Genomic DNA, 22594 nt, shown 5'->3' with positions numbered 1-22594 from the left:
TGAGCGCGAGGCCTACGAGGCCGATGATGTGCACGATCAGCACGGTCAGCGAATCCGGGCCCATCCGCAACCATTGGCGACGCGGGCGAAACACCAGCCCGGCCATGTAGACGAGGGTGAGTACGCCGCCGAGGGCGGTCAGGTAGATGTCGGTGTTGTGGGCTCGAGGCAGCACCGACGAGCCCGAGAGCAGCGTCGCGAGCAGGAACAGGACGGGCAGGAACGCGTTTCCGCCGAAGATGTCGCTGACGGCGAGTTTGTAATCGCCCATTCGTGTGGAGGTCAGTCCGGTCGACAGTTCCGGCAGTGAGGTCGCGGCGGCCAGCACCGTCGCGCCGAACACCACTCCCGACATCCCCCAGCGGCCGAACAGTTCCTCACCGCTGCGCTCGATGTACACCCCCGCCACCAGGGTGACCACGGCGGCCACGGCGAAGATCAGCGCCGTCCGGCCGGTGCCGATCCCCCGGCGGGTGGCGTGATCGGCTTTCGTGGCCGTGGAGTGCCCGGCCGGTTGATCCTGGCCGCCGGGCGCGTCGCCGGCCTCGTGCCACGGCAGGTGATCGCGATTTCGGGCAGATTGGTGGCGATCGCCAGCAGCAGGACCCCGCCGAGCGCCTCGCCGAGCTGCCAGCGCTGCGACAACACGTCGGTGGCGTCGGAGAGTTTCACACCGGCCATCCAGATGGCCGCGGCGCAGGCCAGGAAGATCAGCAGGAGCAACGGGGAAGACAGTGAGCTCATGATGGCGCAGTCATAGCCGGGCCGCGCAGGATTCAAACTGTGCTCATCCGCCCCACTGGCCACGGCTCGGCGAGTGCTGTAGCTCAGCTCACACCGTCGGCGCGAAGCGCCCGCGAGCGTGCTCCTGCGTATCGAAAAGTGCTGTACGAGAGGTTGTTTCGAGCTAAACGCAGAAACGGGTGCGCTGCCGGTGTAGTGCGGCCGCGAGCGGGTAGCCGCCGGAAGTGCGTAATCGACGGGGGCGGTGGCGGCCGGCGGTGAGACGCCGCTTCGGGAACCGGCCACCGAGATATGAACCGAGGAGGACTGATGCGGACGGTGACGTCCATGCCGCAGCAGATCACCGTGGACGAACAGGTGTGGATCCCGATGCCGGACGGGGTGCGGCTGGCCGCCAAGATATGGCGGCCGATCGCCTCCGACGACGCCCCGGTGCCCGGCATCCTCGAATACATCCCGTATCGCAAGCGGGACCTGAGCGCGGTGCGGGATTCGATTCACCACCCGTATCTCGCCGGCCACGGCTACGGCTGTGTCCGGGTCGACGTGCGCGGCACCGGCGAGTCGGAGGGAGTGCTCGCCGACGAGTACCTCGAACAGGAGCACCTCGACGCCGAAGCGGTGCTCGCCTGGATGGCAGCGCAACCGTGGTGCAACGGACGGCTCGGCATGATGGGCATCTCCTGGGGCGGTTTCAACGCGCTGCAGGTGGCCGCCCGCAAACCCGCGGGCCTCGAGGCGATCGTGATCTCCTCGTTCACCGACGATCGCTATGCCGACGACATGCACTACATGGGCGGCGCCCTGCTGTCGGACAACATCGCCGAATCCGCGACGATGTTCGCCTACAGCACGCTGCCGCCCGATCCCGCGCTGGTCGGCGACCGATGGCGGGAGATGTGGCTGGAGCGGCTGGAGAACTGCAGCCTCTGGGCCGCGAATTGGCTCGAGCACCAGCGCCGCGACGACTATTGGCGACGCGCGTCGGTCTGCGAGAACTACGCCGACGTCCAGATTCCGGTGCTCGCCTCCAGCGGCTGGGCCGACGGCTATTCGAACGCCGTCACTCGGCTGCTCGAGAATCTGGAAGTTCCGCGCAAGGGCCTGATCGGCCCGTGGTCGCACAAATACCCCCATCTCGGCGAGCCCGGCCCCGCGATCGGCTACCTGCAGGAGGTGGTGCGCTGGTGGGACCACTGGCTCCGCGATATCGACAACGATGTGATGGCCGGCCCGATGCTGCGGACGTGGATGCAGGAGAGTGTCCCGCCGTCCACGTCGTACGAGCAGCGGCCCGGCCGCTGGGTCGGTGAGCCCGCGTGGCCCTCGCCGCACGTAAGGGCCGTGGCGCACCCGCTGGCCCGTCATCGGATCACGCGCCCGGACGAGCCGGTGTCCCCGGCGGCTCTCGCGGTCGAGTCGCCGCTGTCGGTGGGGCAGTTCGCCGTGAAGTGGGCGTCCTACAGCGCGCCCCCGGATCCGCCCTACGACCAGCGCGAAGAGGACGGCGGCTCGCTGGTGTTCGACACCGACGAGCTGACCGAACGCTGCGAGATCCTGGGCGCGCCGACCGTGACGCTGGAGGTGTCGGCCGACAAGCCGGTGGCGATGATCGCGGCCAGACTGTCCGACGTCGCCCCGGACGGCCGCGCGACCCGGGTGACCTACGGCATGCTCAATCTGACCCACCGCGACGGGCACGACGAACCGGAACCGCTGGAACCGGGGCGGCGCTACCGCGTCACCGTGCAGCTCAATGCCGTGGCCCAGGCCTTTCCGGCAGGTCACCGGATCCGGTTGTCGCTGTCGACGTCGTACTGGCCGCTGGCGTGGCCGCCGCCGGAACCCGCCCTCGTCACCGTGTACACCGAGGGCAGCGCCCTGACGCTGCCGATCCGGCCGATCGCCGAATCCGACGATGTCGCGGTGCGGCCGTTCGAGGAACCCGAAGGCGCCGAGCCGATGCGTACCACCCGGATCAGGCCGGGGGAGCAGAAGTGGACGGTCTCGCGCGATCTGATCGACTACCGATCCGCCCTCGACATCGTCAAGGACGCCGGCCTGATCCGCTTCGACGAGCACGATCTCGACGTCGACCGCCGCGTCCACGAACGCTACAGCTGGAAGGCGGACGAATTCTGTTCCGCCACAGCGGAAACGTCGTGGTCGATGAGTTTCGCGCGCGGCGACTGGCGGGCCCGCACCGAGACCCGGACCCGCGTCACCTGTACTCCGACCGACTTCTACGTCCATGCCGAACTCGACGGATTCGAGGGCGAACAGCGAATGTTCTCGCGGAACTGGAAGAGGGTGATTCCCCGTGACCATGTGTGACCTGGAACCGGTAGGACCGGTGAATCACGCGAAACCGAGCCTGCGCAGCCGCATGCTGATCGCCGGCATGCGAATGACGCACGCGGACAAGACCTTTGCCGACCCGCAAGCGCTGCGGGAGAGTATCCGCAAGAGCCAGCGGCCCGACCGGGACCGCCCGCCGGCCGAATTGCACACCCACTACTGGGTGACGCGCCGGAACATGCGGGGCCGGCCCGTGTACACCATTCGGCCGCTCGAGGGCGGCACCTCCCGCCATGTGCTCTACCTGCACGGCGGCGCCTACGTCCACCAGATCCAGCACGACCACTGGAAATTTCTGGCCCGCCTGGTCGACCGGACCGGGTGCACGGTCACCGTGCCGCTCTACCCGCTGGCCCCCGCGCACCACGGTGACGACACGGTGGCGATGGTGCGCGCCGTACACGACGAGGTCTTCGCGCACACCGCCTCGGAGAACAAGGTGTTCATGGGTGATTCCGCCGGTGCCGCGCTGGCGCTGGTGCTGGCGCGCGAGCTCGGCGCGACGGACGCGGTGACGCCCAAGGAGGTCGTGATGATCTCCCCGTGGCTCGATGTCACCATGACCGACCCCATGGCCCGGGCTCTCGATCCGTGCGATCCCTATCTCGGCGTCGCGGGACTGGCCGAGGCCGGTCGCCTGTACGCGGGCGAGCTCGACCGGCGCGATCCGATGATCAGTCCGCTGAACGCGCCCGCCGCGACCCCCGGGCGGCTCAGCCTGTTCATCGGCAACCGCGACATCCTGCTGGCCGATGCCCGCCGTTTCCGGGCTCGGTGCGTGCGTGAGGGTGTCGACCTCGGGTACTTCGAATATCCGGGGATGTTCCACGCGTGGCATCTCTCGGATGTGCCCGAGGCCCGCCACGCGATGCGCCAGCTGGTGCGGCTCGTACAACGCCCGGCGCCTCGGACGGATACCGGGGAATCGATGTACGCGCCGACGGGGGATGTTTCGAAAAGAGGAAGCTTGTGAGTACTGCCGACATCTTCGTGATCGGTCTCGACGACGGAAATCTGCGCACCCTCGAACTGATTCCGGATGCGCAGCGATACCGATTCCACCCGTTGCTCGGAATCGAGGAAACCCAGGAGGGTGAGATTCCGATCGAGGACCTGCTGCACAGAGCGGAGGACACACTGAAGGGCTTCGACGGGATGTCGCGGCTGTTGTCGGCTACTGGGATTTCCCCGTGACCGCCCTGGTGCCGATGTTGTGTGAGCGGTTCGGATTGCCCAGTGCCGATCTCGAGGCGGTGGTCAAGTGTGAGCACAAATATTGGAGCGGCGTACAGGCGGCGACCGAGGGATATGTCTATCGCGGCCAGGTCACCGTGAACGGCGCCCTGGATTCGATCGACTACCCGGATACGCCGTGTTTCCTCCGGCATCAATATCCGTCCCAGTTGCCGCCCGAGATCGTGGCGCGGATGACCGATATCTCCGAGCGCGTGATCACGCAGATGGGCCTGGACAATTCGACGTTCAGCATCGAATTCTTCTGTGAGCCGGAAACCGGACGGGTGTCGGTGCTCGAGATCAACGCCCGCCATTCGCAGTCACACGCAGACATGTTCTACGCCGTGGACGGTGTGCCCAATCACCACTGCATGGTGCGTCTGGGCCTCGGCCTCGATCCGCGATTGCCGAAGGGACAGGGCCGCTACGACATCGCCGCCAAATGCTACTACCGCCGTTTCTCCGACGGGATCGTGACCGGAGTTCCCACGGCCGCGGAGATCGAGCGGATCCAGGACGACATTCCCGGCGTCACCATCGAAGTGGTTCCCGCCGAAGGAATCCGGCTGTCGAAGATGCCCGCGCAGGACAGCTACAGCTACGAACTGGCGGACATCTTCATCGGCGCCGACAGCGAAGCGGATCTGGTCGCCAAATACGAACGCTGCGTCGACGCCTTGCGTTTCGAATTCGACGACGTGGACGACGAGGCGAACCAGGCGCAGCGCTCACCGTCGGCGCGCGGTGCCGACGACGAGGGGCACGATGGTCGGCATCATCGTCGGCATCCGGGTGTGCGCGATGTCCTCGATAGCGAAATCCGCTGCCGCGAGCAGGCTTTCGAAGTCGCGATTGGCGTGGCAGCCGTCCGCGAGGCGTCGTTGCAGCGGTGTCAGCACATCCTGGACGCCGGCGCGCAGGCCGGTGCCGCGGACGTGTTCGTGGAACAGGAACCGGCCGCCGGGCCGCAGCACGCGATGCACCTCGCGCAGCGCCCGGGCCGGGTCGCGCACCGAGCAGAACACCAGCGACGCGGTGACGGTGTCGAAACTGGCCGCCGGGAAATCCAGCCGGTGCGCGTCGCCGTCCACGACGGTGACGGGCCCGGTGAGGCTGTCGGCGCGTGCCGTCAATCGGGCGCGCAGTGCCGGATTCGGTTCGAGCAGGACGAGTTCGTCCAGGCCGTCCGGGTAATGCGAGACGGACAGTCCGTCGCCGGCCCCGATTTCGAGGGTGCGACCGGAGGCGTGGGAGAGCTGGGCCCGGCGCAGATCGGCCTGTCCGGCACGTTCGACGCGGGACATGAAGCCCGGATACCAGCTGGCGAAGAAGCGTTGGCCGAGAGTTGCGGTGGTCATGTGAACGAGTGTGGCGGGCGGCGGCCCTTCGCGTCATGGCCCGTTCGGGCCATAATCGATGCCGGATGATGCGCCGGCCGCGACGGCCGCCGCGCGAGAGGTGGCAGCATGGTGCGCGCCGAGGAGCAGGTGATCCACCGGGTGCGGACCGCCGGCGGCGAGGTCGCCTGTTCGGTGGTCGGCAGCGGTCCCGCACTGCTGATCGGCGGCTGGTGGTGCAGCCACCTGGTCCTCAACTGGAAGGATCCGCTGTTCCGGGCCTTCATGTCCCGGCTCGCGACGCGGTTCACCGTCATCCGATACGACCAGCCCGGGCGCGGCATGTCCGCGACCGCGGCGCCGGTCGATCCGGACGGCGAGATCGCGGTGACCGCGGACATCGTCGACGCGCTGGGGTTCGAGCGCGTCGCGGTGCTGGGCGCGTCGTCGGGCTCGGCGGTTGCCGCCGGACTCGCGGCCCGGCTGCCCCGCCGGGTCCATCGGCTCGTCCTCTACGGATCGTTCGCCCGCGGCGCGGACATCGCACCGGAGGGAGCGCGCCGCGCGCTGGTGGATGCGATTTCCGCGCACTGGGGCCTGGGCTCCCGATTGCTGGCCGATGTGTTCGTCCCCGGCGCCGACAGCGCCGAACGCGAACGGTTCGCCCGCTTCCAGCGGCTGTCCGCGACGGCCGAGCAGGCCGCGCAATCACTGTCCGCCACCTACGAACTCGACGCCACCGAGTACCTGGCGGCCGTGACCGTCCCGACCACCGTGCTGCACCGCAAGGACGATCGCGCGGTGCCGTTCGCCCTCGGTGTCGACGTCGCCCGCCGCGTGCGGCGCGCGACCTTCGTCGAACTGTACGGCGAGGACCATTTCCCGTGGCGCGGCGACGCGACCGCCGTCGCCGACGCGATCCTGCGCGGGCTGGGATATCCGGTGCGAGCCCAGCCGTTGCCGCCGGGCCCCGAAGCGGTGACCGATCGCGAGCGCGAGATTCTGCGCCTGGTGGCCGAGGGGCTGACCGACGCGCAGATCGGCGAGCGGCTGACCTTGAGTCCCCATACCGTGCACCGGCACGTCGCGAACGCGCGCACCAAGCTCGGTGTCCGCTCCCGCGCCGCCGCCTCGGCGGCCATCCGAGCCGATCGCCCCGACCGCACCTCCTGATCCCGCCGCGCGCCCGGATTCATCGCGGCGACACCGGGTAGCCCGACAGTGCCGGCCGATCGGACGGCACCGAACGACAGTCGGGAAGGAGACTCGAGACGGTCGGCTATCCATTGTTCACGGCCATCACGCCGTGGGTGATCAACGATTTCTCCGCCGCACCGGAAGTGGTCATCCAGAACCTGATCCTCGGTCCCGCCTCGTCTCCGGAATGGAGTTGATATGCGCTTCGATCCCATGCGTGCGGCGGCGCGCGTGCTGATGGGCTCCACCTACGCGGTACTCGGCGCGGACGCGTTGCGCGAGCCCGGCCCTCGGCCGGAGGCGGCGGCGCCGACCCTCGCCGCGGTGCGCTCGGTCGTGCCGCTGCCCGAGGACGACAAGCTGCTGGTGCAGGTCAACGCGGGCGTCCAGGTGGCCGGCGGCGTGTTGCTGGCACTGGGCAGACTGCCCCGCCTGTCGGCCCTGGCTCTGGTCGCCTCGATGGTGCCGACAACTATTGCGGGACATGCGTTCTGGGCGATCGACGACCCCGTCGCGCGGAAGCCGCAGCAGGTGCAGTTCCACAAGAACATGGCGATGATCGGCGGGCTGCTGTTCGTCGCCTCGGAGAAGCGGGGCGGTTGACCGCCGCCACCGCGGCTACGGCTGCATCTGCGCGACCGACTCCTCCGGTGTGCTCCACACCCCGTCACGCAGCGTGTCCAGAATGCGGGTCAGCAGTCGCGACACGTGCATCTGGGACACCCCGAAGTGCTCGGCGATCTCCGATTGCGTTTTCGATTCGAAGAATCGCAGAACGAGGATGTCGCGGTCGCGTTGCGGCAGGCCGGCGATGAGCGGCCGGACCGCGGCGGCCTGCTCGAGCAGTTCGTAGCAGGGTTCGTCGACGCCCAGCGCGGCGGCCGCCGTGGACGGTGTGTCGTCGCGCTCGGTCCGGGCGGCGTCGAGGGAATCGCACTGGTAGACGTTGGCGGCGACGAGTGCCTGGGTGATGTCGATGATGTCGACGTCGAGCTCGGCGGCCAGTTCCCGGGCGTTGGGCGCACGGCCCAGGCGCTGGGTGAGCGGATCGCCGGCTTTCACGATCCGGTGGCGCAGTTCCTTGTAGCGGCGGGGTACGCGGGCCGCCCAGGTGTGGTCGCGGAAATGTTTGCGCACCTCACCCATGATGGTGGGGACGGCGAACCCGAGGAACGGCGCGCCACGGCCCGGATCGAAGCGGTCGACGGCGAGAACCAGTCCCATGCGGGCGGTCTGCAGCAGGTCGTCGTAGGCCTCGCCGCGGTTGAGGTAGCGGCGTGCGATGTGTTCGGCCAGCGGCAGGCACAATTCGATGATGTGCTCGCGCAGTGCCCGCCGGTGCGGGTCGGTGGCGTCGAGGTCGGCGAGTTTGTCGAACCACGGTTCGATGTTGTCGTAGCTGTCGCTACGTGACCGGGCGCCTCCGGTCCGGTGGGTTCGTGCGGGGTGTGTCATTCGGGCCACTCCGTTTCCGTCGTATGCGACGACATGGAGCGAGCACCTCGATCACGCAAGCTCATCGGTGCGCCTGCGTACGGATGTTCGCATTCGTCTACCGTTCGCCTCGGCCTGCGCCGGAGTTTCGAAACTGGTTGGCGCGCAACCCATCTACCTGGTGCACAATCGCACGCTGGAAGGCGGGCGAATGCGCGCCGTTCGCGTACCGGACCGATCCTACGGACCGTCCGGTTCCGTCGGTCGAGAACCGGACAGGATCCGGTATCGGTTGGGCCACGGAACGGATGCCGCCGCGCATCGTGGCGTCACCGCCCGCCCTCGGCACGACATCGGCGCAGGTGAGGGGGACGCCGAGGCTGGGGAGTAGGCTGCGATCATGGTCGCCAGCGGGGATGATGACGGCGTCGAACGGGTGGTGGGCGCCGGTGACCCGCAGGGCGTCGGCCGGTTCCGATTCTGGTTCGCCGAGGGGCGATGGGAGTGGTCGGACGAGGTCGCCAGGATGCACGGTTACGCACCGGGTCAGATCGAGCCGACCACCGAGCTGCTGCTCGAGCACAAACATCCCGACGACCGCGATCGGGTCGAGGCCACCATCGTCACCTCGGTCGAAGACCACGCACCGTTCTCGAGCCGGCACCGCATCGTCGACACCGGCGGCACGGTCCGCGATGTGCTGGTGGTATCGGAGCCGATGCTCGACGCGGCGGGCGAGGTGATCGGTACGCAGGGCTACTACGTCGATCTCACCGACTCGGTGGACCGGCAGCGCCGGGAACTTTTCGAGGAGGAGCTGCCCGCCGTGATCGAACGCCGGGCGGCGATCGAACAGGCCAAGGGGATCCTGATGTTCGTCTACCGGATCTCGGCGGAACAGGCGTTCCGGGTGCTGGCGTGGCGCTCCCAGGAAACCAACGTCAAGCTGCAGGAATTGGCCGCGCAGCTCGTCGGCGCTCTGGATACCATGCCCCCGGTGCCCGCGTCCACGCGGACGCGTCTCGATCATCTCCTGCTGACGCTGCGCCATCCGGGCACGGACGAGGAGTAGCGCGTGGCCGCGTCGGTCTAGGCGGCCGGTTTCGGGTGCGTCGTCGGGGTGTGGACGATGTCGTAGTAGGTGGACCGGTCGGCGGCGTCGGGGTGGACGCGATAGGTGAAGGTCGTGCCGTCGGGTGTGACGAAATCCACGACGCGGCGGAATTGCTCCTGTCCCGCAGCGTTTTTCGCGACGATGGTGCGGGTGCGGCCGTCGGGGGAGACCGACCAGTCGCCGTGCATCTTCGGGGTGTCGTCGAGGTTGTACATGGTGAAGGTGCCGTCGGGATCGAAGTAGGCGAAACCGACGTAGTTCGCGACAGTGGCGTCGGTCCGTGCGACCGGGCGCCCCTGGGCATCCCGTGCCGCAGTGGTCTCCCATGGGGTCGAGGCCAGCACCGCCGCGGGCGATCCGGCGGTCGCCGATGCCGAGGCCGAAGAGGTCACCGGGGCGGGCGGATTCGCGCCGGTGTCGTCCTGACCGCTGCAGGCGGCGAGCAATCCGGCGGCCGCGAATGTCGCTAGTGCGGGAGCGAGTTTGTACAAGGGGCATTCCTCTCGGTGGTGTGCGGCCGCTTCGAGGTCGGCAGGCCCCACGGTTCAGGGGACGACGTGGTGGCCACTGCAATCAGCCTGCACCAACAGGAGTTATAGCGTCCAATACTTGTATTCGATGTGTGGCATTGGTCCTGTCTATAGCAGGACGCCTTCCAGCGCCAGGAACAGCGGCCGGGTGAAATGTTCGTCCCACCAAGGGTTTTCGTAGCGCTGCCAGTCGGTGGGCCGGGGTTCGCGCACGGCGGTGATCGCGAATCCGGCGGTGGTGAGCATCCCGATCGTCGCTTCCAGTGAATACAACGCTTGTACGGAGGCGGCGGGGGAGCGCGTCCCCGCGACCTCGAAGCGCTGCCGCACCGTGCGCCCCGCGAAATAGTCGTCGACCGTGAAACCCGTTCCGGCGCTGCTGCGTTCGCCGCGCGCGACGTAGAAGCAGGGATGCATCGTCACCATCACCAATCGCCCGCCGGTGCGCACGACGCGGGCGAATTCGACGAATCGCCGCCCGGGATCGGACAGCCCGTGCGGCAGGCGGTTGGCCACGACCAGGTCGACGCTGTCGTCGGGCAACGGCAGCTGGGCCACGTCGGCCTGCCGGAACCGTGCGCGGGCCGGATCATGTGCAGGGTGGCTCGCGGCGGCGGCGACGAATTCGGCGCAGGTGTCGACGCCGTCGACGAAACCCGCGCCGCGCGTAAGCAATTCGCGGGTCAGATAGCCCTCACCGCATCCGGCGTCCAGGATGTGCAGGCCCGTGCAGTCACCGATGAGTGCGAGCAGTGCCGGGTCGGTGAGGCCGCTGCGATACGGGTCGAGGTCGTCGCGCACGATGCGAATCCAGAACTCGGCGTTGGCCGCGTACGCGACCGAGATGGGTTCGTCTCCCAGCACATTCGCTCCCAGCTGCGATCGGGACGGCCGCCGCGGCGGGCGGCGGAATTCGGTACCGAAGTGTAGACCGTGACGGCGGGACATCGCGCGCGGAAGACCATCGCGAAACAATGGTCGTTTTGATAGCATTTCCGAATCCGGTATCCACCGGAAATGCGGATTCGGGCGGCGAGACGCGGTCCGGAAATTCATGGCCGGGTCGGTTTGCGCATCGGCCGGAAGGAGTCGGTCGTGGCTCGAATAACGCCTGCGGAAAAGTCGGAGTGGTCGCCGGATCTGGTCGGCTTCATCGGGGAATTTCGCTCCTCCGTGCTCGGTGACACCCCGTCCGACACACACCCCGCCGGTGCCAATCTGCTCGGCACACTCGCACGATATCCCGCGCTGGCCAAGGCATTCCTGAGCTTCAACGGCCATCTGCTGTACGGATCCACACTCGGCGACCGGCAGCGCGAACTGCTCATACTGCGCGTCGCCGCGGTCCGGCAGTGTGATTACGAATGGGCCCAGCACGCCATTCTCGCCGAAATATCCGGAATGTCGAAGGCGGAAATAGAACGAGTCGCGGCGCCGGTGCCGGATGACGAATGGGAAGCTGCGGACAGAGCGTTGCTGATCGCGACCGACGAATTGCTGTCCGACGGTGCGGTCGGCGCCCGGACCTGGAAGATTCTCGCCGCCGAATTCGAGCAGAATCAACTCATGGATATCGTTTTCACCGTCGGCACCTACGATATGTTGGCCATGGCCCTGCGATCCTTCGGGGTGGAGCCCGACGACGACCTGAAGCCTTATCTGCCGCGGCATCGGTAATCGCGAACCCGCCTCAGGTGTTGCGGCCGCCGTTCACGCCGATCACCTGCCCGGTGATGTAGCCGGCCTCCTCGCTCACCAGGAACGCGCAGGCGGCGGCGATATCCTCCGGCAACCCGATCCGCCCGACGGGAGTAGCGTCGATCTGCTTGTCCACATCGATGAAACCCCGGTCGGCGGTCGCTCGCATCATGGGCGTATCGATGAAGCCCGGCGGAATCGTGTTGACCGTGACGCCTTTTCGCGCGAACTCCAGCGCGAGCACCTTCGTCAACCCCAGCACCCCGGACTTCGAGGACACGTATGCGGCCATCCCCGCCGCGCCACTGTGAACACTCGACGAGGAGATGTTCACGATCCGCCCCCAGCCCTGCTCGACCATATCGGGCAGCACAGCCTGGCAGCAGTCGAACGTGCCGGTGAGATTGACCGCCAATACCTGCGCCCACTGCTGCGCGGTGATGTCGAGAAACGGCCCGGACGTGGTGATGCCGGCACTGTTGACCAGAATCGCCGGCCGGCCCAACTCGTCGCGCACTCGCCGCACACCGGCATCGATGGCGCCGCGGTCGGACACGTCCACCGCCACCCCGATCGCCTTACCGCCGGATTCGCCGATCTCCCGCGCCGCGCGATCGGCCGCCGCGCCGTCCAGGTCGAACACCGCCACCGGCGAGCCGTCGGCGGCCAGGCGTCGCGCGATCGCGCCACCGATCCCGGACGCGCCACCCGTCACGATCGCTGTGCGGCCGCTCATTTGATCGACTCCTGCCCGACCAGGGTGGACCGGTGCATACGCCGCGGCTGCGACCGATCGAACGGACAGGCCCGATGCACCAGACCGGTGTTGTCCCAGATCACCATGTCGCCCACCGTCCACCGATGGGACAGCACCCGGTCCGGGGCGGTCGCCCGCGCCAGCAGATCGTCCAGCAGCGCCCGGCCCTCGTCCGGGTCCATGCCCACCACGTGATCGGCCGACGCACCGAAAACCAATGAGCGACGGCCGGATTCGTGCGTCCACACGAGCGGATGTTCCCGTCCGCCGCGGCGCGCCCACTCGTCGAGCTGTTCCGGCGTCGGATCGGCATATGTCAGCCGTTGAATGGCCTCGAAGCTGTGCCACACCCGCAGGCCCTCGAACCGCCGCTTCTCCTCCTCGGACAGTTCGTCGTAGGCGACGTAGGTGCTGGCGAACGCGGTTTCACCGCCCGTCTCGGTCACCACGTGGGCGCTCATGATGGACGCCTTGGCCGGCACCTCGTCCATGAAACCGTCCAGATGCCAGTAGTCGTTGCTGGCGAAATACTCCACGTTGGGGTTGTCCGGGTCGAAACTGATCTCCATCACGTCCGGATTCGGGTACAGCGGAAACTGCACCAGCTCACCGAGTTTGCGGCAGAACGCGGCCTGCGTCTCGTCGTCGGCGTGCAACCGCGGGAACAGCAGCACACCGTGTTCCTCGAGCGCGGCCAGGCATTCCCCCGGCAGGTCGTCGTCGCTGCGGAGACGGTCGAGGTCGACATCGTCGACCCGCACACCGACCGTTTCGCTGAGTTTCGTGGTTTTCACGCCCCCTCCTCCGGTGCGTAGCCGAGAATCGCCTTCGTCTCGAGGTACTCCTCGAATCCGTATGCGCCCCATTCGCGTCCGTTGCCGCTCTTGCGGTAGCCGCCGAACGGGCAGGTGAAGTCGAAGCCGTCGTTGATCGCCACCGAACCCGCGCGAATGCGGCGGGCGACCGCGCGGGCCTGCTCGAGGTCGGCGCCCGCGACGAAGCCGGCCAGCCCGTAGTCGGTGTCGTTGGCGATCTCGATCGCGTGATCGAGCGAGTCGTAGCCGAGGATGGTGAGGACCGGCCCGAAGATCTCCTCGCGGGCGATCGTCATATCGTTGCCGACATCGGCGAAAACCGTCGGCTTCACATAGAACCCGGTATCCAGCCCCTCCGGGCGACCGGTGCCGCCGGTGACCAGGGTGGCGCCCTCGTCGATGCCTTTGCGGATCAGCGCCTGGATCTTGTCGAACTGGGCGCCCGACACCACCGGGCCCATCGCGACCTCACCGGTCGGATCGCCGACGGTCACGGTGGCGGCGGCCGCGCGGGCGGCGTCCTTCGCCTCGTTCATGCGGGCCGCCGGCACCAGCATGCGTGATCCCGCGCTGCAGGTCTGGCCGGAATTGTTCATCATCGTCAGCACACCCTTGGCGACGTTGGCGGCGAAATCGGCGTCGTCGAGCACGATGTTCGGGCTCTTGCCGCCGAGCTCCTGGGTGACCCGCTTGACCGTGGGAGCGGCATTGCGAGCGATATCGATACCGGCCCGGGTGGAACCGGTGAACGAGATCATGTCGATATCGGGGTGGCCCGACAGTGGCACCCCCACGCCCGGCCCGTCGCCCTGAACCAGGTTGAACACCCCGGCCGGTACGCGGGCCGTGTCGAGGATCTCGGCGAAGATCTGCCCGTTGAACGGCGACTGCTCCGACGGCTTCAAGACGACGGTGCACCCGGTGGCCAGAGCCGGAAATACCTTGACCGCAATCTGATTCAGCGGCCAGTTCCACGGTGTGATCAGTCCGCACACACCGATCGGTTCCTTGACCACCAGCGAGGCACCGTGGCGCTGCTCGAAGCGGTAGTCGGCGAGTGCGGCGATCGCGGTGTCGAGATGACCGGCGCCCAGATCGACCTGGAAGCCGCCCGCGAGCGCGGCCGGTGCGCCCATCTCCTCGGTGAGCGCCGCCGCCAGATCGTCACGGCGGCGCTGATATTCGGCCGCGACGGCCCGCAACACCGCCAGCCGATCGGCGACCGTGGTCACCGACCAGGTCTCGAACGCGGTCCGCGCCGCGGCCACGGCCCGGTCCACATCCTCGGCCGATCCGGCGGCGACCCTGCCGCAGACCTGCTCGGTCGCCGGGTTGATCACCTCGATGGTCTGCGCGGATGCGGGTTCGACCCACTGCCCGCCGATGTAGAACGTCAGATAGTCACGCATGAGCCGCCTGTCCTTCTCTCCGGATGCGCTGTGGGGCAGAGTTTGTCGCGCACGGGTTACTGCATTCCTTCCGCGTACCAGGTGCGGAATTCGTCGTAGCTGGGCATCTCCTCCGAATTGGCCTTCGGATCGACGGCGACGTGCACGACCCCCGGTTTACCGCTGGCATAGGCGCGTTTGATCGCCGGTGCGATGTCCTCGTCGCGTTCGACGTATTCGCCGTGGCACCCGAAACCCTCGGCCACCTTGTCCAGACGGACACCGGTACTCCAGTGCACACCCGTCTCGAGCGAGCCCGGCCCGAAGGTGCGTTTGTACACGCCGACCTCGAGACCCCACGCGTAGTCGACGCCGACCACACAGACCAGCGGCAGATTCAGGCGCGCGGCCGTTTCGAGTTCGGCGATCTGGAACTGGAACGAGGAATCGCCGGTGATCAGCATGACCGGCCGGGTGCCGCCGTCGGCCACCGAGGCGCCGATGGCGTAGGGCAGCCCGGTGCCCAGATGTCCGAAGTTCTGGTTCCACATCACGTCGTGCGGTTTCGCCTGCGAGTACGTCCAGCCGAAAATCGTGGTGGCGCCGCCGTCCCGGGCCATGATGCCGTCGGTGGGAAAGGCTTTCGTCGCCTCCACGATCAGGCGCGCGGGATGGACCGGGCTCATCCCGCTGGGCGCCGATTCGGCCAGGTCGGCCAGCCGGGCGGCATCACGGTCGATCCAGCCCGCCAGCTCCGGTGACGGCGTGCGCGGAGTATCGCGCAGCGCCTCGACCAGCTGGGGGACCACTGCCCGCAGATCGCCGACCAGCGGTACGTCGATGGGACGGTTCACCCCGATGGCGGCCGGATCCTGTTCCACCAGAATCCATTTCCGCTCCGCCTCACCCGCGAGCCAGTGCCGCCCGCGGCCGTAGTGCACGGGCTCGCCGAGTTCGGTGCCGATGGCCAGGCACAGGTCCGACCGCACCACCGCCTCCACCGCCGACGGGGAGAAACCGTAGGGAAAGGTGCGATCCTCGAGGCCGGGAATGTAGGAGGTGCCGCCGGAGGTCTGGATCACCGGGGCGGCCATGAGATCGGCCAGTTGCCGTACCGATTCCGCCGCCCGCGCGGTGTGCACGCCGTGCCCGATCAGCAGGATCGGCTGCCGCGCGGCCCGGATGTACTCGGCCGCCTCGGCGATGCGATCGGCGCCCGCGGTCTGGCCGACGAGGCGGTACCGCTGCGGCGGCAGTGCCGGCGGCAGATCGAGCTCTTCCTCGATGACGTGCGAGGGATATTCGATGTACACCGGTCCAGGCGTGCCCGACAGCGCCCTGCGCAGGCCCTCGCGGATGATCTCGTCGGTCTGATCCGCGTATTCGATACTGGCGCTGTACTTCACGGAATTCTCGACCAGACCGGCCTGCTGCACGAACTGGATCCGGCCGCGCCGCACCCGCTGCTCGGTGATCCGGGCCCGCTGCCCGCCCAGGAAGATGATCGGCGAATTCTCCACCTTCGCGCACATGATGGCACCGGACAGATTCGCGATACCGGGACCCAGGGTGCCGATGCACACCGCAGCCTTCCCGGTCATCCGCGACACGCCCTCGGCCATCATTCCGGCCGACTCCTCGTGATGCGGCGCCACCACCTTCCAGCCGCGCTCCTCGGCGCGGTGGAACAGGTGGACGAAATTGGGGTCCGGAATGCCGAAGATGGTGTCGATACCCTCGGCCTCGAAGAGTTCGAGAATCCGTTCGTAAACCTTCACTGCTGTTTCCCTTCGGTCGCCATCGCGAAGCTGCGGCCGATGTGCTCGGCGTGCGCGCTCAGCGGCGGCAGGATCCACGAGTTGTCGGTGTTGCGGATGTCGTCGATGCGCGCGGCGACCTCGTCGACTGTCCAGGACGGTTGATACACCCCCGGCGTCTCGGCGATATAGGCGCGCGCCACCCGGCCCGCGATCGCGACCAGCAATTCGCCGGTGAGAGAACAGGATTCGTGAGACAGGTACGCCACCGCCGGGGCCACCAGTTCCGGGCGCATATCCGGATAGGCGGAGGTGTCGATGCCGTCGGCCATCCGGGTCAGCGCCGAGGGCACGATGATGTTGCAGCGCACCCCTGCCTCGGCGCCCTCGAGGGCCACCACATTCGACAGCCCGATCATGCCCGCCTTCGACACCGCGTAATTGGCGACCGACCGATTGCCGTAGATACCGCCGATCGAGGAGGTCAGCACCACCCGGCCGTAGCCGGCCGCGCTCATGACCGGGAAGGCCGCGCGTACGGTGTGGAAGGCGCCGCGCAGATGCACATCCAGCACGGCCTCGAAATCCTCGTAACTCAGTTCGGTCAGCGATCCGTAGCGCACGGTGCCGGCGTTGTGGATCAGGATGTCGAGGCGTCCGAACCGGTCGAGCGCCGTGTCCACGATCGCCCGCCCGCCCTCCGGGGTGGCGACCGACGCGGGGCACGCCACCGCCGTGCCGCCCGCGGCGGCGATTTCGGCGACCACCTCGGCGGCGACTCCGGCGTCGGGGTCCTCACCGCGCATACTGCCGCCGGGATCGTTGACCACCACGCGCGCCCCGCGCTCGGCCAGCAGCAGGGCATAGGCCCGGCCCAGACCGCGCCCGGCGCCGGTGACCACCGCGACGCGATCGTCGAATCTCAGTTCGGACAACGGGATATCCTCTCGCGCATCGTGTTCCGGGCCTAGGTGCTCAGCGTCAGGCCGTCCAGATCGCCGGCGTCGCGCCAGGCCCGCAGCAGGTCCTCGAGCACGTAGAAACCACCCCAGAACGGGTCGCCGAGGAACGAGCGGCCGTTCGGCTCGCCCTCGCTGTTGTAGTAGCCGGGGGTGCATTCCGTGACGAAGGTGCTGTTGTCGACGGTGTTGGCCCGGATCGTCCGCACCCACGCCTCCTCGGCCGCCGCCGTCGGCTCCACGCGGGTCGCGCCGCGCGACTGCGCCTGCGCGATGATGTAGGCGATGTGATCGGCCTGCTGCTCGTACATCAGGGTGGTGGCCGCGGTGACCCCGCCCTGGATGAAGCCGGTCGCGAAATGGTTCGGGAATCCGTGCGCCATGATCCCGTGCAGCGTGCGAAAACCCTTGCCCCAGTGCTCGTACAGCGATTTCCCGCCGCGTCCCGCGAAGGGTGCGATGTCGAACTGGCGATCCAGTGCGGTGGTGATCTCGAAACCGCTGGCGAAGACGATGCAGTCGACCTCGTATTCGACGCCGTGCGCGACGACGCCCGTGCGCGTGATCCGCTCGACGCCCTTGGTGTCGGAGACGTCGACCAGCGTCACATCGGGCCGGTTGAACGTCGGCAGGTAGTCGTCGTTGAACACCGGCCGCTTGCACATGTTGCGGTAGTACGGCTTCAACTTCTCCGCGGTCTCGGGATCCTCGACGATCTCCTCCACGCGCCGGCGCAATCGCTCCATGGCGCGATAGTCCTCGATTTCCTTGAGCTCGAGGAAAGTCGCCGGATCGGCCAGCGCGGCCCAGCCGTCGGTTTCATTCAATTTCGCGGCCAGATTGCGGGCGACCTCGGTCCAGCCGTCGCAGATCAGATCCGGTTCGCCGGGGGAGTAGAAGGCGAAGGCGGCGTTGTGGAAATTGCGCTGCCGTTCGGTGCGCCACCCCGGCTGCAGCGAGGCCACCCATTCCGGATCGGTCGGGTGATTGTCGCGCTCGAAGATATAGGACGGCGTGCGCTGGAAGACCGTCACATGTTTCGCGCCGCGCGCCAGATGCGGAATCACCTGCACTCCGCTGGCACCGGTGCCGATGACCGCGATCTTCCTGTCGCCGAGACGATCCAGGCCGCCGTGCAGGTCGCCGCCGGTGTAGTCGTAGTCCCAGCGCGCGGTGTGGAAGGTATGTCCCTCGAATTCGGTGATCCCGGGAATGCCGGGCAGTTTCGGCCGGTTGTAGGGCCCCTGGCACATGATCAGGAAGCGGGCGCGGATCTCGTCGCCGCGGTTGGTGGCGATTCGCCAGCGGGCGATCTGCTCGTCCCATTCCAGTGCGCGCACCAGCGTGTGGAAGATCGCCTTGTCGTAGAGTCCGAAATGTTTACCGATGCGCTGGGCGTGCTCGTAGCATTCGTCGCCGTGGGAGAACTTCTCCTTCGGAATGAATCCGGTTTCCTCGAGCAGCGGCAGATAGCAGTAGGCATCGGAGTCGACCTGGATGCCCGGATACCGGTTCCAGTACCAGACACCGCCGAAATCGCCGCCCAGCTCCACGATCCGGAAGTCGGTGACGCCGGCCTGCTGCAGCCGGTGGGCGGTGATGAGCCCGGCGAAACCCCCGCCCAGGATGACGACCTCGATATCGGCGTCGATCGGTGCGCGCGGGACCACCGGCAGGTGCGGGTCGGCCTCGTAGAAGTTCGCGAATTCGCCGGCCGCCTCGAGATACTGCTGCTGTCCCTCCGGGCGTAGCCGCTTGTCGCGCTCGGCCAGATATTTCTGCCGCAGGGCCTCTCTGTCGACCTCGGGGGTCCGGGTAGGGGCGCAGGGTTTCATCGGAAAATCCTTGTGGGAGTGGGTATTCGGGTCATTCCAGGTCGGTCGGCGCACCGGTGCCCAGGTATTTCGCGAGATTGTGGTGCAGATTGACGATGGTGCGCTCGCGGTACGGGTTGGGTTTCGGGCCGGAGAAGCCGCGCGATTTCATGCCCTGCTGGACGGCGGCCATATTGTCGAAGTCCTGCGGCAGCACGGTCCGCCAGCCCGGGTCGCCGACCGGGGTGTAGATCCATTCGGTCTCCGGTTCCGCATTGGGCGGGAACAATTCGAAGACGGCGGCCTCGAAGATGCACTTGTCCGGGTCGTATCCGTAGGGCCGGAATCGGTAGCACAGCATGTTGTTCAGCGCGTGCCCGATCTGGAAATTGGGGAAGATCTGCCAGGCGGTACCGCTTTTCGCGACGATGTCCGGATCCACGGTCGGCCACACCACGCCGCGTTCGGCGTCTTCCTTGCGGCAGGTGTCTAGCCAGTAGCGCATCACCTGATCGGGGGGAGTGTCGGCGGGAAGGTCGTCGGCGAGCCGATTCGCGATCTCCACCATCGTCGCGGTGGTGTTGGTGTTGGCGTTCTCCCAGGTGAAATTCTGCAACTGCGCGGTCGAGATCCGGGCGTCGGGACCGGCGCCGATCCGCAGTTTGCCCTGGTTCTCCTCCATCCCCTTCGGGGCGTCGTAACCGATATTGCTGTGCCTGCCCTGGGCGCGGCCCCAGCCGAGGAAATTGCCGAAATTCATGAATTCCGGATGGGTGTAGGGGACGTGATAGGTCTCCATGAACGCCTCGAAGGCGACCTTCCAGTTGCAGTCGAAGGTCAGCCAGCGCCGCCAGCGGTACCGCATGTTCTCCAGGTGGAACGGATCCAGCAGGGAGGCAGCCGGTTCCAGATAGTCGCGCAGCGGTTCGCAGCCGGAATCGAGATTGATCCACACCCAGCCACCCCAGGTATCGATTCGCACGGGCGGCAGACCGTCGTTGCGTTCGGTCAGCCCACACGTCCAGTCGCCGCGTTCGGGCACGAACGTGTTGCGGCCTTCGAGGTCGTAGCGCCAGCCGTGGAATCCGCAGACGAACTGTTTGCGCTGCCCGCGTGCGTCGTGGGCGCCGGGCGGGGTGTCGACCAGACGGCGGCCGCGATGCGCGCACACGTTGTGGTAGGCGCGCACCGTATCCGGCGCCGTGCGCACGACGATGATCGAGTCGTCGAGGATGTCGTAGGTGAGGAAATCGCCGACGCGGGGCAGCTCCTCGACACGGCACACCTGCTGCCACACCTTCGCCCACAGCTTGTCCCCCTCGGCGCGGGCGTATTCGGGACTGATGTAGGCGTCGACGCCGATGGTCATCGGTGTCGACAAGGGTTGCGCCGCAGTCATTTCGGTGATGCTGTCGGCAGTTTCGGTCATGACTTCTCCTGACGGCGTCTCAGCGTGTGATGGCGGCGCGGAACCCGTCGTCCTCGAGGAACAGCGAGGTGTTGTCCGCGCCCAGATGGGTCCATTTGAGGTTCAGCCCGCCGTCGACCAGCAGGGTCTGCCCGGTGACGTAGCTCGACAGGTCGGACAGCAGGAACAGGATCGGGCCGGCCTGTTCCTCCGGCCGGGCTCGGCGGCCCATGGCGATGGCGCGGCGATCGCGCTCGGGGTCGGCGCCCACGTAGGTGCCCGAGGCGGGGGTCGCGGTGACGCCCGGGGCGACCGCGTTGACCCGGATCCCGTCGAGGGCGAGTTCGGCGGCCAGGGTGCGGGTCGCGGCCACCAGTGCGGCTTTCGCGGTCCCGTAGGCGATGTGGAAGGGGGCGGCGTTCATTCCGCTGATCGACGACAGCGACACGATCGATCCTGGCAGGTGCCGTGCTTTCAGTTCGGCGGCGACCGCCTGGCTGAAGAAGAACATCGTCTCCAGATTCCATTCCAGCAGCGCCCGCCAATCCGCGCGGGTGACCCGGGTCGCGGGCATCCAGGTCGCGGGTGCGGCGCCGCCGGCGATATTGACCAGCCCGTACAGGTCGCCGCCGGCCGCGCGCGCATGATCGAGCACCGTCGCGATGCCCTCGTCGGTGGCGGCGTCGGCGGCCACCGGGACGATCGGAAGTCCCTGTGCCACAAGCGGTGCGATATCGGCGTCGAGTTTGTCGCGGGAGCGGCCCACCGCGATCACGGAGGCGCCCGCCTCGGCGATGCGCCGGGTGACCGCCGTGCCGATGCCGCCGCCGCTGGCGCCGGAGACGATGACGACGCGGCCGTCGAGTCCGAAGAAGTCGTTGACCGTCACCGCGCTCACCGGCCGTCGCGCCGGATCGCGAGGACGCTGCCCTCGGCGTCGCCGGAGAGGTAGAGCGTGCCGTCGAGTCCGGCGGCGATGCCGCTGAACGGTCCCTGGGGTCCGGAGAACGGCAGCAGGCCCTTCAACGGTCTGGGTGTCACACCGGGCGGGGCACCCACCGGCAGATGCCGCGCGATCACCTGGCGCGCTTCGTTTTTCGGATCCAGGCCGATCAGTTCTTTGGCCCCGACGTCGACGATGTACGCCACGCCGTCGTGGACGGCCAGCCCGTGCGGGCATCCGAGCCCGTCGGCCACCGTATCGGCCTTCGAGCCGTCGATCGCCACCACCCGGCCCGCGCCCGCTTCGGCGACCAGGCAGGTGCCGCCCGCGGTGAACGCCACGCCCATCGGATCGTGCAGGCCGCTCGCCAGCAGTTCGGTGCGCCCGTCGCGCACGGCGTGCACCGTGCCGGTGCCCCGGTCGGCGACCGCGACGGTGCCGTCGGGGGCGACCGCCACACCGTAGAGCTGGTCCAGCCCGTCGACGAGCACCTCGCTCTCGGCGGCGGCCGGGCGATAGCGCGAGACCGATCCGTTGCCGGTGACGATGAGGTCGCCGTCGCCCGTCGCGGTGAGGCCACGGATGTAGCCGGGATAACCCGGGCTGAACAGCATTCCGGCGGTGTGCAATTCGCCGCCGGGCGGGACGGCGAGCAGGAAGGTGCCGTCGGCGATGTAGAGGGTGCCGTCGGGGCCGACGGTCAGATCCAGCGGCCAGGTCAGTCCATCGGCGAGGGCGGTGCGGGTGGCCCCGCCGGCGAGGATTTCGGTGATCTTGCCGGTGAAGCTGGAGACGAACAGCCGCTCCCCGACGAAGGTCAGGTTGTCCAGGCCGGGGCCGACGGTGGCGAGCACGGTTCGCTCGCCGCTGCGCGGATCGATGCGCACCACCTCACCGGTCGCGACCTGGGTGGAGACGATGCGGCCGGCGGCGTCGAATTTGACCGCATCCGGTCCGCCCAGGTCGGCCGCGACCCGCTCGGGTTCACCGCCGTCAGGGTCGATGCGCCAGATCTCGTTGCTGCCCAGCAGCGGATAGTAGAGCTTGCCGTCGGGCCCGACCTCGAGCGCGTTCGGCATCGGCAGGCCGTCCAGCAGAACCCGGG

The 22594-nt window shown here is 67.8% G+C and carries 22 protein-coding genes; 7 read left to right on the top strand and 15 right to left on the bottom strand.

All coding sequences use genetic code 11. The annotated features are described in order from the left end of the window. Both RJ03_RS38360 and RJ03_RS38355 read right to left on the bottom strand, forming a co-directional pair. On the bottom strand, positions 1-430 hold a 430-nt coding region (locus RJ03_RS38360), incomplete at its 3' end, for a calcium:cation antiporter family protein (protein WP_506330148.1). 8 nt (positions 431-438) lie between these two features. Next, on the bottom strand, positions 439-744 hold the full coding sequence (locus tag RJ03_RS38355) for a calcium:cation antiporter family protein (protein WP_063820372.1): 306 nt from the start codon (positions 742-744) through the stop codon (positions 439-441). A gap of 309 nt (positions 745-1053) precedes the next feature. Here RJ03_RS38355 and RJ03_RS12715 point away from each other — a divergent pair, with 309 nt between their 5' ends. From RJ03_RS12715 to RJ03_RS38085, 3 genes are read left to right on the top strand one after another with little or no spacing between them, the layout of a single operon-like run. Further along, positions 1054-3078 carry a CocE/NonD family hydrolase gene (locus RJ03_RS12715; RefSeq protein ID WP_036501519.1) on the top strand — a complete coding sequence of 675 codons (2025 nt, stop codon included), beginning with the start codon at positions 1054-1056 and terminating at the stop codon, positions 3076-3078. Next, entirely contained in the window at positions 3071-4075 is a 1005-nt protein-coding gene (locus tag RJ03_RS12710; RefSeq protein WP_063820371.1) for an alpha/beta hydrolase fold domain-containing protein, read from the top strand. The genes RJ03_RS12715 and RJ03_RS12710 overlap by 8 nt, the downstream gene beginning before the upstream one ends. After that, positions 4072-4296, top strand: coding sequence for a hypothetical protein (locus tag RJ03_RS38085; RefSeq protein ID WP_051024621.1), 225 nt, complete (start codon positions 4072-4074; stop codon positions 4294-4296). The genes RJ03_RS12710 and RJ03_RS38085 overlap by 4 nt, the downstream gene beginning before the upstream one ends. 770 nt (positions 4297-5066) lie before the next feature. Here the strand turns inward: RJ03_RS38085 and RJ03_RS35925 are convergent. Beyond that, entirely contained in the window at positions 5067-5642 is a 576-nt protein-coding gene (locus tag RJ03_RS35925; RefSeq protein WP_245552265.1) for a class I SAM-dependent methyltransferase, read from the bottom strand. 162 nt (positions 5643-5804) lie between these two features. Here RJ03_RS35925 and RJ03_RS12700 point away from each other — a divergent pair, with 162 nt between their 5' ends. Then, positions 5805-6848 carry an alpha/beta fold hydrolase gene (locus RJ03_RS12700; RefSeq protein ID WP_036501516.1) on the top strand — a complete coding sequence of 348 codons (1044 nt, stop codon included), beginning with the start codon at positions 5805-5807 and terminating at the stop codon, positions 6846-6848. A 222-nt stretch (positions 6849-7070) separates the two neighbouring features. After that, positions 7071-7475 (top strand): DoxX family protein, encoded by a 405-nt coding sequence (locus RJ03_RS12695; RefSeq protein WP_036501514.1) that lies wholly within the window; start codon positions 7071-7073, stop codon positions 7473-7475. A 15-nt stretch (positions 7476-7490) separates the two neighbouring features. Here RJ03_RS12695 and RJ03_RS12690 read toward each other — a convergent pair whose 3' ends face one another. Then, the gene (locus RJ03_RS12690; RefSeq protein WP_051024619.1) at positions 7491-8327 is read right to left on the bottom strand and encodes an RNA polymerase sigma factor SigF; all 837 of its coding nucleotides are present in this window, start codon (positions 8325-8327) and stop codon (positions 7491-7493) included. A 379-nt stretch (positions 8328-8706) separates the two neighbouring features. Here RJ03_RS12690 and RJ03_RS12685 point away from each other — a divergent pair, with 379 nt between their 5' ends. Continuing rightward, positions 8707-9378 (top strand): PAS and ANTAR domain-containing protein, encoded by a 672-nt coding sequence (locus RJ03_RS12685; protein ID WP_036501512.1) that lies wholly within the window; start codon positions 8707-8709, stop codon positions 9376-9378. A 17-nt stretch (positions 9379-9395) separates the two neighbouring features. Here RJ03_RS12685 and RJ03_RS12680 read toward each other — a convergent pair whose 3' ends face one another. Further along, positions 9396-9911, bottom strand: a complete 516-nt coding sequence (locus RJ03_RS12680) for a DUF4822 domain-containing protein (RefSeq protein ID WP_036501510.1) — start codon at positions 9909-9911, stop codon at positions 9396-9398. Positions 9912-10058: 147 nt separating this feature from the next. After that, entirely contained in the window at positions 10059-10814 is a 756-nt protein-coding gene (locus RJ03_RS12675; RefSeq protein ID WP_157163406.1) for a class I SAM-dependent methyltransferase, read from the bottom strand. 231 nt (positions 10815-11045) lie between these two features. On the opposite strand from RJ03_RS12675, the gene RJ03_RS12670 reads away from it, so the two are divergent. Beyond that, positions 11046-11627: a carboxymuconolactone decarboxylase family protein gene (locus RJ03_RS12670; RefSeq protein ID WP_036501523.1), complete on the top strand. Its 582-nt coding sequence runs from the start codon at positions 11046-11048 to the stop codon at positions 11625-11627. 13 nt (positions 11628-11640) lie between these two features. Here RJ03_RS12670 and RJ03_RS12665 read toward each other — a convergent pair whose 3' ends face one another. The 9 genes from RJ03_RS12665 to RJ03_RS12625 all read right to left on the bottom strand — a co-directional run. Further along, positions 11641-12384 (bottom strand): SDR family NAD(P)-dependent oxidoreductase, encoded by a 744-nt coding sequence (locus tag RJ03_RS12665; RefSeq protein ID WP_036501508.1) that lies wholly within the window; start codon positions 12382-12384, stop codon positions 11641-11643. Continuing rightward, the gene (locus RJ03_RS12660) at positions 12381-13199 is read right to left on the bottom strand and encodes a TauD/TfdA dioxygenase family protein (protein WP_036501506.1); all 819 of its coding nucleotides are present in this window, start codon (positions 13197-13199) and stop codon (positions 12381-12383) included. The genes RJ03_RS12665 and RJ03_RS12660 overlap by 4 nt, the downstream gene beginning before the upstream one ends. Then, positions 13196-14629: an aldehyde dehydrogenase family protein gene (locus RJ03_RS12655; protein WP_036501504.1), complete on the bottom strand. Its 1434-nt coding sequence runs from the start codon at positions 14627-14629 to the stop codon at positions 13196-13198. The genes RJ03_RS12660 and RJ03_RS12655 overlap by 4 nt, the downstream gene beginning before the upstream one ends. A gap of 56 nt (positions 14630-14685) precedes the next feature. Continuing rightward, the gene (locus RJ03_RS12650; RefSeq protein WP_036501502.1) at positions 14686-16386 is read right to left on the bottom strand and encodes a thiamine pyrophosphate-binding protein; all 1701 of its coding nucleotides are present in this window, start codon (positions 16384-16386) and stop codon (positions 14686-14688) included. Beyond that, positions 16383-17300, bottom strand: coding sequence for an SDR family NAD(P)-dependent oxidoreductase (locus RJ03_RS12645; RefSeq protein ID WP_036501500.1), 918 nt, complete (start codon positions 17298-17300; stop codon positions 16383-16385). The genes RJ03_RS12650 and RJ03_RS12645 overlap by 4 nt, the downstream gene beginning before the upstream one ends. Before the next feature lie 32 nt (positions 17301-17332). Beyond that, entirely contained in the window at positions 17333-19159 is a 1827-nt protein-coding gene (locus RJ03_RS12640) for a flavin-containing monooxygenase (RefSeq protein WP_036501522.1), read from the bottom strand. 31 nt (positions 19160-19190) lie between these two features. Next, entirely contained in the window at positions 19191-20567 is a 1377-nt protein-coding gene (locus RJ03_RS12635; protein WP_036501498.1) for an aromatic ring-hydroxylating oxygenase subunit alpha, read from the bottom strand. A gap of 19 nt (positions 20568-20586) precedes the next feature. Beyond that, positions 20587-21435 (bottom strand): SDR family NAD(P)-dependent oxidoreductase, encoded by an 849-nt coding sequence (locus RJ03_RS12630; protein WP_036501521.1) that lies wholly within the window; start codon positions 21433-21435, stop codon positions 20587-20589. A 5-nt stretch (positions 21436-21440) separates the two neighbouring features. Then, positions 21441-22594 (bottom strand): SMP-30/gluconolactonase/LRE family protein (locus tag RJ03_RS12625; protein ID WP_036501496.1); only part of this gene is annotated, 1154 nt, incomplete at its 5' end.

This window comes from Nocardia aobensis NBRC 100429 (genome assembly GCF_000308375.1).
Lineage (GTDB): Bacteria > Actinomycetota > Actinomycetes > Mycobacteriales > Mycobacteriaceae > Nocardia > Nocardia aobensis.
Note: the sequence above shows the minus strand (reverse complement) of the source record. Positions and strands in the feature narration are given on the sequence as shown.

Excerpts from the sequence above, each read along its gene's own strand:
- RJ03_RS38355 (WP_063820372.1), bottom strand. The coding sequence starts at position 744 with ATGAGCTCACTGTCTTCCCCGTTGCTCCTGCTGATCTTCCTGGCCTGC.
- RJ03_RS12715 (WP_036501519.1), top strand. The coding sequence starts at position 1,054 with ATGCGGACGGTGACGTCCATGCCGCAGCAGATCACCGTGGACGAACAG.
- RJ03_RS12710 (WP_063820371.1), top strand. The coding sequence starts at position 3,071 with ATGTGTGACCTGGAACCGGTAGGACCGGTGAATCACGCGAAACCGAGC.
- RJ03_RS35925 (WP_245552265.1), bottom strand. The coding sequence starts at position 5,642 with ATGTCCCGCGTCGAACGTGCCGGACAGGCCGATCTGCGCCGGGCCCAG.
- RJ03_RS12700 (WP_036501516.1), top strand. The coding sequence starts at position 5,805 with ATGGTGCGCGCCGAGGAGCAGGTGATCCACCGGGTGCGGACCGCCGGC.
- RJ03_RS12695 (WP_036501514.1), top strand. The coding sequence starts at position 7,071 with ATGCGCTTCGATCCCATGCGTGCGGCGGCGCGCGTGCTGATGGGCTCC.
- RJ03_RS12690 (WP_051024619.1), bottom strand. The coding sequence starts at position 8,327 with ATGACACACCCCGCACGAACCCACCGGACCGGAGGCGCCCGGTCACGT.
- RJ03_RS12685 (WP_036501512.1), top strand. The coding sequence starts at position 8,707 with ATGGTCGCCAGCGGGGATGATGACGGCGTCGAACGGGTGGTGGGCGCC.
- RJ03_RS12665 (WP_036501508.1), bottom strand. The coding sequence starts at position 12,384 with ATGAGCGGCCGCACAGCGATCGTGACGGGTGGCGCGTCCGGGATCGGT.
- RJ03_RS12655 (WP_036501504.1), bottom strand. The coding sequence starts at position 14,629 with ATGCGTGACTATCTGACGTTCTACATCGGCGGGCAGTGGGTCGAACCC.
- RJ03_RS12640 (WP_036501522.1), bottom strand. The coding sequence starts at position 19,159 with ATGAAACCCTGCGCCCCTACCCGGACCCCCGAGGTCGACAGAGAGGCC.
- RJ03_RS12635 (WP_036501498.1), bottom strand. The coding sequence starts at position 20,567 with ATGACCGAAACTGCCGACAGCATCACCGAAATGACTGCGGCGCAACCC.